The organism is Flavobacterium nitrogenifigens, from assembly GCF_003254565.1.
Taxonomy (GTDB): domain Bacteria; phylum Bacteroidota; class Bacteroidia; order Flavobacteriales; family Flavobacteriaceae; genus Flavobacterium; species Flavobacterium nitrogenifigens.
The window spans coordinates 235,370-247,490 of record NZ_QJRI01000179.1 but is presented as its reverse complement, the minus strand read 5'-3'; the positions used below and the strand labels follow the sequence as shown (position 1 = coordinate 247,490).

The window sequence follows — 12,121 nt, the reverse complement described above, 5'->3', positions numbered from 1 at the left end:
AGTGCGTCTCTACAAAACCTCTTTTATCAAATAAATATAAACTGGAAGATGATCACTAAAACCTGCTTCATTTAATGTATTCCGCAACGGATAGCCTTTATAAGCCCCAAAATTTTGAATAAGATAAGGCCTATTGAAAATACCCGCTTTCCAGAACTTAAAAGTCGAAAAATCCGATTTAACCAAAGAGGCTGTCATTATAATTTGATCAAAAATATTCCAAGAATCACGATACGCAATAGTTCCTAAACCTTTATTCGCAAGTTCTTCAAACGGATTAAAAACATCAAATTCTGAAACTTCAGTCTTTACGCCCTTTGCTCCTAATCCTTCTTTTATGCTTTTATTAAATGGTCCATCGTTAAAATCTCCCATTGTCAATACTTTTGCCTGTGGATTTATCTGCTGTAACGAATCAATAATTTTTCTGTTCAATTTTCCTGCGGCTTCTCGAAACATTGTTGTTGCTTTTTCTCCACCAGATCTCGAAGGCCAGTGATTTACAATAATATGTATTTCTTCATCTTCTAAAAATCCTGAAACCAAAAGCTGATCCCTTGTAAAAACTCGATTTTTATTTTCTTTTTTAACTTCAATTTCATCATCTAAGATTTCGGTCTCTTCTTCCTTTTTGGGAATTCCTTTTTTATAAATAATTAATGGAATATTCGTATAAGAAGTTGGTCTGAAATACTTTTTCTGATAAAGTAGCGCCACATCAATACCACGTTTGTCTGGCGAATCAAAATGAATGATTCCGAAATCTAAAGGCTGTAGTTTTGGTTCTCTGATTAAATCTTCTAAAACGTTACGATTCTCGATTTCAGCTCCTCCAATTAAAGTTGGAGCGTTTGAATTCTCAGATGTTCCAATTTCAGATAAAACCCTTGCCAAGTTCTTTAGTTTCTGCCGGTATTTCTCTGTGGTCCAATGCTGTGCCCCATTTGGTGTCCACTCATCATCATTTGTAAATACATCATCTACAGTATCATAGAGATTTTCGAAATTGTAAAAGGCGATTGTATGTATTTTATACTTTTTGGATTGAGATTGCGATTGAATTGAAAAAAGTGTGGCTAATAAAAAGATTCTAAAAAAGTGCATGGATTTAATATTTTAAAAAACAATTCAATATTACTCTTTTTTATCTAATTGTAAGAAAATTCAAATAGATTTAAAATCTAAAATTTCTATATTTGTTTTTTCATACAAATGAAAAGAAGCAAATGATGATCATGAAAAACCTTTTAAATAGTAAGAAGCCAAATACTCTGTTTCAACTCGCATTTCTTATTTTTGCTTTACAATCATTCAACTGTCAATCTCAACAAAACATGATAACACCGCCTTATTTACAAAAAGGAGATACTGTGGCACTTTTGGCAACAGCAAGAAAAAACATCGATGACAATTTAAAACCAACCATAGATTTATTGCACAGCTGGGGTTTAGAAGCTGTAATCGGATCAACAATCGGTTTAGATTATAATCAATTGGCTGGAACAGATGAACAGCGAGCTGCCGATTTTCAAAAACAAATGGACAATCCAAATATTAAAGCAATTTGGTGTGTTCGCGGCGGATATGGCACTGTTAGAATGTTAGATTTACTAGATTTTACTAAATTCAAACAGCACCCAAAATGGGTTATTGGTTTTAGTGACGTAACCGTTCTTCATAATCATTTGAATACTATGGGTTACAAATCTATTCATGGTATTATGCCGGTAACAGTCCCTAGAGCCACTCCAGATGCGGTAAGTTCATTAAAAGCAGCTTTGTTTAACGAACCTATTTCCTACTCTATCAGCCCAAGTCCGATGAATCGTTTGGGAAGTGCAACTGGAGAATTAGTCGGCGGTAATTTATCTATTTTATATAGTCTATTAGGATCTCCGTCTGCAATTGACTGCAAGGATAAAATTTTATTTATCGAAGATTTAGATGAATATCTGTATCACATCGACCGTATGATGATGAATCTAAGACGTAACGGATGCATCGAGAATCTAAAAGGAATTATCATTGGCGGAATGACAAGCATGAAAGACAACGAAGTACCTTGGGGGAAAAACGCTTTGGAAATTATTGATGATGTAACTAAAAAATACAATATTCCAGTAATTTTTAATTTTCCTGCAGGCCATATTAGAGACAACAGGGCTTTAATTATGGGAAATACCGTTTCTATAGAAGTTACAGCTTCTGGAAGTACGGTTACTTTTAAAAAGTAATATCGCATTGCTTATGATTTAAGCAAGTCTAATAATACCACATAAAATCTCGCAAAGACGCGAAGCCACAAAGAATATTAAAACTTTGCGACTTCGCGTCTTTGCGTGCAAAAAACATAAAACTACTATTCAGTTTTCAAAAACCTGAAACCTGAAACTTGAAACAAAAAACAAACCTCATGGCCGAACATAACGACTTAGGAAAATTAGGCGAAGATCTCGCCGCTACGCATCTTGAAGAAAATGGATATTCTATTCTAGAAAGAAACTTTGTCATCCAAAAAGCAGAAATAGATATAATTGCGCAAAAAGACGCTGTTTTGGCAATCGTCGAAGTTAAAACTCGTTCGAGTTTAGATTTTGGTTCTCCGCAAGATTTTGTGAAGCAAAAAAAGATTCAATTACTTATTAAAGCAGTAAATGCCTACATAAACGATAGGGAAAAGGATTTTCAAGAAGATTTAGAAATCCGTTTCGATATCATTGCGGTCCATAAAGACGGGGAATCATTTGCAATTGAACATCTTACCGACGCATTTTATCACTTTTAACATAATTTTTTATTGTTATAATTGTAACAATTTGTTTTTTTATTTATATTTGCAAAGAATTATAACATCGCAATGTTAAATTAACAAACCAACTCAACTGTTACCAAAAAAAAAAAGAATTATGAAAACTGTTTCTTCTATTGTAGAAAACTACATTAAAACAAAACCATTTTTATTAAATGCCCTGTCACTCGGAATTATTAACCTAACATCACTTTCGCGTAATATTATGACCGAATTAGAAAGTGAATTTGGGAAAGAAGTAAAACAAGGCGCTGTAGTAATGTCTTTAAAACGACTGACGGAAGAACTAGATTTTAAATTGAACCACAAAATCAATAAAGTAATTAAAAATATCGGTGAAATCACAGTTCGCTCAGAGCTTACAGATTACACTTTCGCAGCATCTGAAACTGTCTTAAACAAACAAGCAGATTTAATCTCCGATATTAATGCTTTATCTGATATTTTTTATACCTCATCTCGTGGCGTAAACGAAACTAATATCGTAGTGAGCAGCAGTGTAAATCACTTAGTTGAGAAACACTTCATGAGAGAAAAATTAATCCAGAAATTGGATAATTTAGCTTCTATTACTGTAAAATTACCAAAAGAAAATATTGTTGTTCCTGGTATTTATTACTTCATTTTCCAGCGTTTGGCTTGGGAAGGAATTATTATCAACGAGGTAATTTCAACTTCAAATGAATTTACGATTTTAGTTGGAGAAGATCAAGTTGATGTTGCATTTAAAGTAATTAAGGACTTGAAAAACTAAACTAATAAAGATTAAAGAATCATCCCGATTCTTCCCTATACCTTAAAAATCCTTTTGTCTTTTTAATGAAAGATAAAAGGATTTTTTTTGAATAAAAGGTTCTTAGACATAATTTCATTTTTAGTAAATAAGAATATTCTCAAAATACAAATTCTCAAATGAACTTTATTTCTAAAAAGCGTCAAAATGACACTTACTTGCAAAAAGCCACTTCACATCGCATTTTGTGTCTTTTATATAAAAAACTAACAAAAAATACGAATTAAGTTTTTTTACATATAATTTATTACGGATAATATTTTTATATATTTGCTAACGCATCAAAAAAACATCACCTGTTTTTGCTTGTATGCCAAAACAAATAATGAGCTAAATTATTTTGAAATAAGTTAATTTCTAAGATTCAAATTGAATATTGCTTTTTTCAAATTGACGATATAATTATCTAACCAAAACCACAATAATGCCCTTAAAATCACTCTTCGGAGTGATTTTTTATTTTAAAATGAATAATTCACAGCAAACCCAAAATCATTCTTAAATGTGATATCATTTTTTATAACTGCAGGTTTAAATGCCAATCTTTCATCTACATTAAATTGAGATAAAGCCGCATCTATATTTGCATCAATAATATTTAAAACATAAAACCCAACTATAAATAAAGCTGATAAATCCCTGTATCGTTGATATTCTTTTTGAGCAGATGTCAATTGGCTTTCTGATAAACGTGCTAAAAATTCAGAATCACTTTTTTTACCTTCAAGTCTATTTTTATACTCATCTCTATATAAATTATATTTTTTCTGATTGTCAATATAAAAATAAGTGCTTGTGCCAATTGCCTCATAAACCAAAGGAACCTTCCAATATTTCTTGTTATATATCTGTCCTAAACCAGGCAAAACAGCCGAATAAAATGCAGCCTTTGCAGGACGAAGCGGATCGATTGTTTCTGATTTTAGAGAATCATTTAAAATGTTTTTGCTCTTTCCCTGAGCGAAGATTGTAGTTAATCCTAAAAATAAAAATAGTAGAATAAGCTGGTTCTGCATATAAAGTTCTCTTTGAAAATTTGACTCAAAGAAAACTTTTTAGTTCTAAGATTTTTCTTAAATAAAAGATAAAGAAAGCTTAATTTTTTTTAGCCACGAATTTCACAAATTCACACGAATTATTTTAAAAAATTATTGCCACAGATTAAAAGGATTTAAATGATTTTTTAATCTTCATACTCTTTTTAATCTGTGGCAAAAAAATTCGTGTGAATTCGTGACTCGAGCGATAGCGAACAGGCGAAGCAAATTCGTGGCAAACTTTATTTTTACTCTTCAAACAACTCCATCAATTCAAGAGCTCGTTTAATAGACTTCACATTTTCAAAAGTCAATAACAAACGTAATCCATTAACGGTTTGTTTTTCTTTCATTTTGCAGAGTGTGCTGTGCTTTTGAACGAAGTTTAAAACGTTTCTGAACTTCACAGATTGATAATAATCAGACTGCTGATCTGAGACGAAATAACCAATCATTTTGCCTTGTTTCAAAACCAATTTCTCTATTCCGACTTTGGTTGCAATCCATTTTATTCTAATGCTGTTTAATAAAGCAACAGCAGGTTTTGGCAATGGTCCGAAACGGTCAATTAGTTTTTTCTCAAATTCCTGTAAACCAGCTTCGTCTTTTATGGCACCCAATTCGTTATATAAAACCAAACGTTCCGAAACGTTGTTGATATATTCATCTGGGAATAAAAGTTCAAAATCAGCATCAATTTGAATGTCTTTTACATACTCTTTGGTATCGATATCATTTTCTTCCGGGTATAAATCTTTGAATTCGTTTTCCTTCAATTCTTCAATCGCTTCATTCATGATTTTTTGATATGTATCAAAACCAATTTCGTTGATGAAACCGCTTTGTTCTCCACCTAATAAATCTCCAGCACCGCGAATTTCAAGGTCTTTCATTGCAATATTGAAACCGCTTCCTAATTCGCTAAATTGCTCCAATGCCTGAATACGTTTTCTCGCATCTTCGGTCATTGATGAATACGGCGGACAGATGAAATAACAGAATGCTTTTTTGTTGCTTCGTCCTACTCGACCGCGCATTTGATGCAAATCTGATAATCCGAAATTATTGGCGTTATTGATGAAAATCGTGTTGGCATTTGGGACGTCTAAACCACTTTCGATTATTGTGGTTGCCACCAAAACATCAAAATCCCCGTTCATGAAACCTAACATCAATTCTTCCAGTTTAGCGCCGTCCATTTGTCCATGGCCAATTCCGACTCTTGCATTTGGAACCAAACGCTGAATCATTCCTGCCACTTCTTTTATATTTTCAATTCTATTATTGATAAAGAAAACTTGTCCGTTTCTCTGAATTTCATACGAAATCGCATCACGGATAATTTCTTCATTAAAACCAACAACATTAGTTTCAATAGGATATCGATTTGGCGGAGGCGTTGTAATTACCGATAAATCTCGTGCCGCCATTAACGAAAACTGTAAAGTTCTCGGAATTGGCGTTGCTGTCAAAGTCAGCGTATCAACATTCGCCGCAATGGTTTTTAATTTATCTTTTACGTTTACTCCAAATTTTTGTTCCTCATCGACAATCAATAAACCAAGATCTTTAAAAACTACATTTTTGTTTACTAACTGATGTGTTCCAATAACAATATCTAGTTTTCCTTCTGCTAGATCTTTTAAGGTTTGTGTTTTTTGCTTTGCAGTTCTAAATCGATTTAAGTAACCAATTGAAACTGGCATATCTTTCAAACGTTCAGAGAAAGTTCTATAATGCTGATACGCCAAAATGGTTGTCGGAACTAAAACCGCAACTTGTTTGCTATTATCAACTGCTTTAAAAGCGGCACGAATCGCAACCTCTGTTTTTCCAAAACCAACATCACCACAAACCAAACGGTCCATTGGGCGATCGCTTTCCATATCGGCTTTTACTTCTGCAGTCGATTTCATTTGATCTGGAGTATCTTCGTAAATAAACGAACTTTCTAATTCGTTTTGAAGATAACTGTCTGGCGCAAACTGAAAACCTTTTTCTAAACGACGTTTGGCATAAAGCTGAATTAAGTTGAATGCAATATGTTTTACTCGTGCTTTGGTTTTCTGTTTTAAAACCTTCCAAGCGTTCGACCCTAGTTTATAGATTTTAGGAGGCGTTCCATCTTTTCCGTTGTATTTCGAGATTTTATGAAGCGAGTGAATACTCACATACACAATATCATTATCGGCATAAACCAATTTTATGGCTTCCTGCGTTTTGCCTTCAACCTGAATTTTTTGCAGTCCGCCAAACTTCCCGATTCCGTGATCGATGTGTGTTACATAATCGCCAACCGAAAGCGCGGTCAGTTCTTTTAAAGTGATATTCTGCTTTTTTGAATATCCATTTTTAATGTTGAATTTATGATAACGTTCAAAAATCTGGTGATCTGTGTAAGCCGTTATCTGATTTTCTTCATCAATAAAACCTTGATATAAAGGCAGTACAATTGTATGATAATGTTTCCTGATATTTTCAGAATTCGCTTCGTCTAAGCTTTCAAAAATATCATGAAAACGTTTTGCTTGTGTATCATTCGAACAAAACAGATAATTGACATATCCGTTAAAATGATTATCGCTCAGATTATTCAGCAATAAATCAAATTGCTTATTGAAAGATGGCTGTGGCTGAATATGAAATTCGAAATTCTTAGTGGTTTTATAAACTGGTCTTGAAGCCAATTCTACAACCGAAAAATCTAAAGATCTTTTGATAAATGACGCCTGATTTAAAAATAATTGTTCTGGCGTAGCATGTTTTATTTCTTTCGAAAGTTTCTCAAAAGCTTCTTCTGCTCTTGCAAACTGTTTGTCCAACTGAGAAAAAAGTCCCTCAGTATTTTGAATAAAAAGAACAGTTTTTTCGGCAATATAATCTAAGAAACTCTCACGGTTTTCCTGAAAAAGTTTGTTTTCAACATTCGGGATAATCGTTATTTTTTTATGCGTTTCAACAGATAATTGTGTTTCAACATCAAAAGTTCTAATGCTGTCTACTTCGTTTCCAAAAAACTCAATTCGATACGGATGATCATTTGAGAAAGAGAACACATCGACAATTCCACCACGAACTGAAAATTCTCCAGGCTCGGTAATAAAATCTACTCTCTTGAATTCGTATTCGAACAAAACTTCGTTGATAAAATCAATCGAAATTTTATCGTTCAAAGCTACTTTTAAAGTGTTTTTATCGAGTTCTCTTCTGGTAACTACTTTCTCAAAAAGCGCTTCTGGATACGTAACAATTACTGCTGGCTTTTTTCTAGAATTGATTCTATTTAAAACCTCAGCACGAAGCAAAACATTGGCATTATCGGTTTCATCAATTTGGTACGGACGGCGAAATGATGCGGGATAAAACAGTACATCTTGTTCTCCAATCATTTGTTCCAAATCGTTTAGATAATACGCAGCTTCTTCTTTATTGTCTAAAACAATCAGAAAAGGCAGTTCGGTTTTCTTGAAAACGGAACGGATAATAAATGAAACAGCAGATCCTAACAATCCGCTGATGTTCATTTTTACCTGATTTCCTTCCAGTAAATTTTTAGCAATCTGCTCTGCTTTTGGCAGATTGTCGTATGTAGTATATAAAGCGTTTTTACTCAACTCTCGGTATATTTGGATCTATTGGCGGTGCCGAATTTGGAATCGCGCGTGTTGTGTCTAACATTCTAAGGAAATCTTCTTCTCCTTGTTCTTTCGGGATTTTGGCTTTTTCGACAATTTTATCCATTTGTCTCTCCAGTGAAATCAGTTCTTTATTGATTTCCTGTATTAAAAAAACCACTTTATCATCTGGAATTTTACTTAAATGAATAAATAAATCCAGCATTTTAATTTTTGTTATTAAAATAGAAATACGGCTTTTGATTTGAGGCTGGTTAAACTGAGCTGGAATATTATTGTTTAAAGCCATTGCTTTTTTAGAAATAGCCGCCGATTTTTTCTGAAACGCGCCAATGGTCTTTCGAGGCTTTTCTCCAATTTCTTTCATGAATTCACGCCATTCTGTCCAAGAATTCAATTGTGATTCTGAGATTTCGTTAATAGGTTCGTCTAGAAAAGTCCAGCCCTTATTTATATTATTAAAAATAACTTCTTTCTTCTTCGCTTCTTTTGCATTTTCTGCAAAGCGCTTTTCATTTTCATTTTGGCAAGAAAATAATAGAGTTGTTAAAAGCAAAAAAAGAGATATTTGATATTTCATTGATAAAAATAGTTTGACCGCAAAGTTACGAAGTAAATTTACAATTATGAATTCTGTTTTTTGCTAAAGATTCTATAAATCAAGGTTATTTTTTTGTCTTTTTATGGCTGTCGGCGTTATAATTTGAAAAGCGATTTTTCTAATAAAACAGGGCTTTTTTAACTGATTTTAAAAAAGGCACAAAGACACACTTTTAAAAGAGAATAATATAACAAACAAACTTTTTAATTATTGAATTTATAATTTATTCTCCAAAAAAGTGCTCGTAATTGCGAAAACGTTATATTTGTATCTCTAAAAAATTATCAAAAAATGAATCCTAAAATATTGATCATTGGCGCCTGCGGTCAGATTGGAACAGAACTGACGCAAAAACTGCGTAAATTATACGGAACCGAGAATGTTATCGCTTCTGATATTCGAAAACTTAATACTGATGTTGTGAATTCAGGCCCTTTTGAAGTGGTCAATGCTTTAGATTTTAATCAGATCGAACATTTGGTCGAAGTGCACAAGATTACAGATATCTATCTGATGGCGGCACTTTTATCTGCAACTGCTGAAAAAAATCCAGCTTTTGCTTGGGATTTGAATATGAATTCTCTTTTTCATGTCTTGAATTTAGCGAAAGCTAAAAAGATTCAGAAAATCTTCTGGCCTTCAAGTATTGCTGTTTTTGGACCAACAACTCCAAAAGAAAATACACCTCAATATACCGTAATGGAACCTTCTACAGTTTACGGAATCAGTAAACAAGCAGGCGAAAGATGGTGCGAATATTATCATAACATTTATGGTGTAGATGTTCGCAGTATTCGTTATCCAGGCTTAATCAGCTGGTCTACTCCTCCAGGAGGCGGAACCACAGATTATGCAGTTGATATTTTCTATAAAGCAATTGCTGATAAAAAATACGAATGCTTCTTATCATCTGAAACCAAAATGCCAATGATGTATATGGATGATGCAATTGATGCGACTATTAACATCATGAAAGCTCCGGCTGAAGAAATCAAAATACATTCTTCATACAATTTGGCTGCAATGAGTTTTACTCCAACTGAAATTGCTGCAGAAATCAAAAAGCATATTCCTGAATTTGAAATTACTTATAATCCAGATTTCCGTCAAAAAATTGCGGACAGCTGGCCAGCAAGTATTGACGACAGTTCTGCAAGAGAAGACTGGGGATGGAATCATAAATTTGATTTGGAAACTATGACAAAAGATATGATTGAGCATTTGAGTTAAATCAATAAACTGAGGTTTGAATAGCGTCCAACTTTAGTTGGATGGAAAAATAAATCACAATAAGGGCTTTAGCCAAAACTGTAACGGTTGGGCTAAAGCCCTTTTCTATTCAAATCTAATTCCTCCAGCTAAAGCTGGAGGCTATTCAAATAAAGCTTTATCTTAAAAAGAAAAAGTCCTATTTATTGACATATGCGGTGCTTTTTTTATTTTATTTACTTCAAAAAACATCCTTTCATTTATGGTATAATTTTTTCTTGACGTAATTGATCAAAAAGACTAAAAAACATTTCTTCTGTATCTATAAATTCATGAAATCCTAAACGTCTTGCTTTGGTTCCATCGGCAAAAAAATCATAATCCCAAGAAAAGACAAAATCTCCGAAGTTCCAACTGGCTAATTTTTCATAATCGTGTTTTTCTAAATTGTGTTTTTCCTGAATATTTTCCCATAAAATCTTTTTGTCAGCCATTACAGTTTTTAGTTCCATTTGTAGTGGCGCTGCAACAGGAATATCAAAATAAGATGCAATTTTAGGCCAAAGTTCTGTCCATCGAAACAGATCACCATTATTAATATTAAAAGCCTGATTTGCACATTCTGGATTTGTAGCTGCCCAAACTGTAGCTTTGGCTAATAGACCCGCATCTGTCATTTCCATAAGTTTATCGTAAGCTCCTGCTTTTCCAGGAAATCGAAGCGGAACATTTAATTCTTTAGAAATTGAAGCATAAACAGCAATCAAAAGTGCCAGATTCATTGGATTTCCTATTGCTGTGCCACCAACAACAGAAGGCCTAATGGCGCTCCAATTCCACTTTTTCCCTTCTTTCTTTTTTTCTAAATATTGCTGTTGGTCAATGTTAAATTCTGGAGGCATGTGTCCTGCATCTGTTTCTTTGGCTGGAGTTTTAAACGGTCCCAAATGAGCTCCATACACTTTATATCCTTGCATCAAACTAATATGCTGTAAGTCTTTAGCTATTGGCTCAATTATCTCCACTACATTTTTGAGCATGTTCAGATTAGGCTCAACAAGCTCAGCCCATGATGGACGATCTTGATAAGCGGTATAAAATATATGAGTAATATTTGTGAGCTCTGATAACTGCTTTTTACTGTTTTCAGCATCTAGCAAATCAACTGAAATGTATTTCAGATTAGGAGCGTTTTTGCCTCCTTTTCGAGACAATCCAATAACATCCCAGTTCTTAGTAGATAAAAGATATTCTATAAGATTTGCACCGATAACGCCATTTGCGCCAACAACCAATGCTGTGTTTTTATTTGCTGTCATTTTCTTTGTATTTAAAATTGTTTTACAAAGTTCAGACAAGCTAAACTGCTATAAAATGAAGTGGATTATGAAATAAGGTTGAACTAGTTCAAGTTTATTTTTTCAATTTATTGTTTTTTATTTTCGAAAGAAATTCTGTTGTCATTCCTAAATAAGAAGCCAATGCATATTGAGGCACTCGATTTGCGATTAAAGGGAATTGGGTTATAAATTTGTCATAACGCTCTTCTGCCGAAGAGGTGAGATTTGTAATAATTCTTCGTTGAAAAAATGCGGCAGTACGTTCTGCTGTAATTCGAAAAAAAGTTTCAAATTTTGGGTTAGCCATCTTTAATTTCGCTTCTGTTTCGAAATCTATTTGAAGCAAAACAGCATCTTCTAAAGCCATAACAAACATCGTGGCAGGCTGTTGGTAGATGTAGCTATTATAGTCAGAAATCCACCAATCTTCAATAGCAAAGGCAATTGTATGTTCCTGACCTTCATCATTTACAACATACGCTCGTAAAGCACCTTCTACCACATAATTTCTGTGTTTAGCAACAAAATCAGGCTGTACTATAAACTGTCGTTTCTTGATCTTTTTTATTTTAAAATTAGAAACAAATAGATTGGCTTCTTCCTCAGAAAGTTCTATTCTGTCTTGCAAATGTTTTATTAAAGATTCATAATGTTCCATTCTTTTGGGTTTTAAAGTTTCAATTTACAAGACTTCTAT

The 12,121-nt window shown here is 33.3% G+C and carries 10 protein-coding genes; 4 read left to right on the top strand and 6 right to left on the bottom strand.

Annotated features, from left to right (window positions below):
* Positions 1 to 9 precede the first annotated feature (9 nt).
* Positions 10 to 1,104, bottom strand: coding sequence for an endonuclease/exonuclease/phosphatase family protein (locus DM397_RS18280; RefSeq protein ID WP_111378906.1), 1,095 nt, complete (start codon positions 1,102 to 1,104; stop codon positions 10 to 12).
* A 230-nt stretch (positions 1,105 to 1,334) separates the two neighbouring features.
* On the opposite strand from DM397_RS18280, the gene DM397_RS18275 reads away from it, so the two are divergent.
* The 3 genes from DM397_RS18275 (at position 1,335) to DM397_RS18265 (ending at position 3,563) form a co-directional block, all read left to right on the top strand.
* Complete coding sequence (locus tag DM397_RS18275; protein ID WP_111378905.1) at positions 1,335 to 2,234, top strand: S66 peptidase family protein; 900 nt, start codon at positions 1,335 to 1,337, stop codon at positions 2,232 to 2,234.
* A gap of 179 nt (positions 2,235 to 2,413) precedes the next feature.
* On the top strand, positions 2,414 to 2,785 hold the full coding sequence (locus DM397_RS18270) for a YraN family protein (RefSeq protein ID WP_111378904.1): 372 nt from the start codon (positions 2,414 to 2,416) through the stop codon (positions 2,783 to 2,785).
* A 121-nt stretch (positions 2,786 to 2,906) separates the two neighbouring features.
* Positions 2,907 to 3,563 (top strand): hypothetical protein, encoded by a 657-nt coding sequence (locus DM397_RS18265; RefSeq protein ID WP_008466087.1) that lies wholly within the window; start codon positions 2,907 to 2,909, stop codon positions 3,561 to 3,563.
* 500 nt (positions 3,564 to 4,063) lie between these two features.
* Here DM397_RS18265 and DM397_RS18260 read toward each other — a convergent pair whose 3' ends face one another.
* The 3 genes from DM397_RS18260 to DM397_RS18250 form a co-directional block, all read right to left on the bottom strand.
* Complete coding sequence (locus DM397_RS18260; protein WP_111378903.1) at positions 4,064 to 4,618, bottom strand: DUF5683 domain-containing protein; 555 nt, start codon at positions 4,616 to 4,618, stop codon at positions 4,064 to 4,066.
* 269 nt (positions 4,619 to 4,887) lie between these two features.
* On the bottom strand, positions 4,888 to 8,253 hold the full coding sequence (mfd, locus tag DM397_RS18255) for a transcription-repair coupling factor (protein ID WP_111378902.1): 3,366 nt from the start codon (positions 8,251 to 8,253) through the stop codon (positions 4,888 to 4,890).
* On the bottom strand, positions 8,246 to 8,854 hold the full coding sequence (locus DM397_RS18250; protein ID WP_111378901.1) for a hypothetical protein: 609 nt from the start codon (positions 8,852 to 8,854) through the stop codon (positions 8,246 to 8,248). The genes mfd and DM397_RS18250 overlap by 8 nt, the downstream gene beginning before the upstream one ends.
* A 312-nt stretch (positions 8,855 to 9,166) precedes the next feature.
* Here DM397_RS18250 and DM397_RS18245 point away from each other — a divergent pair, with 312 nt between their 5' ends.
* Positions 9,167 to 10,105: an L-threonine 3-dehydrogenase gene (locus DM397_RS18245; RefSeq protein ID WP_111378900.1), complete on the top strand. Its 939-nt coding sequence runs from the start codon at positions 9,167 to 9,169 to the stop codon at positions 10,103 to 10,105.
* 239 nt (positions 10,106 to 10,344) lie between these two features.
* On the opposite strand, the gene DM397_RS18240 is transcribed toward DM397_RS18245, so the two are convergent.
* The gene (locus DM397_RS18240) at positions 10,345 to 11,403 is read right to left on the bottom strand and encodes an SDR family oxidoreductase (protein ID WP_111378899.1); all 1,059 of its coding nucleotides are present in this window, start codon (positions 11,401 to 11,403) and stop codon (positions 10,345 to 10,347) included.
* A gap of 94 nt (positions 11,404 to 11,497) precedes the next feature.
* Entirely contained in the window at positions 11,498 to 12,082 is a 585-nt protein-coding gene (locus DM397_RS18235) for a Crp/Fnr family transcriptional regulator (RefSeq protein ID WP_111378898.1), read from the bottom strand.
* Between the last annotated feature and the right edge of the window lie 39 nt (positions 12,083 to 12,121).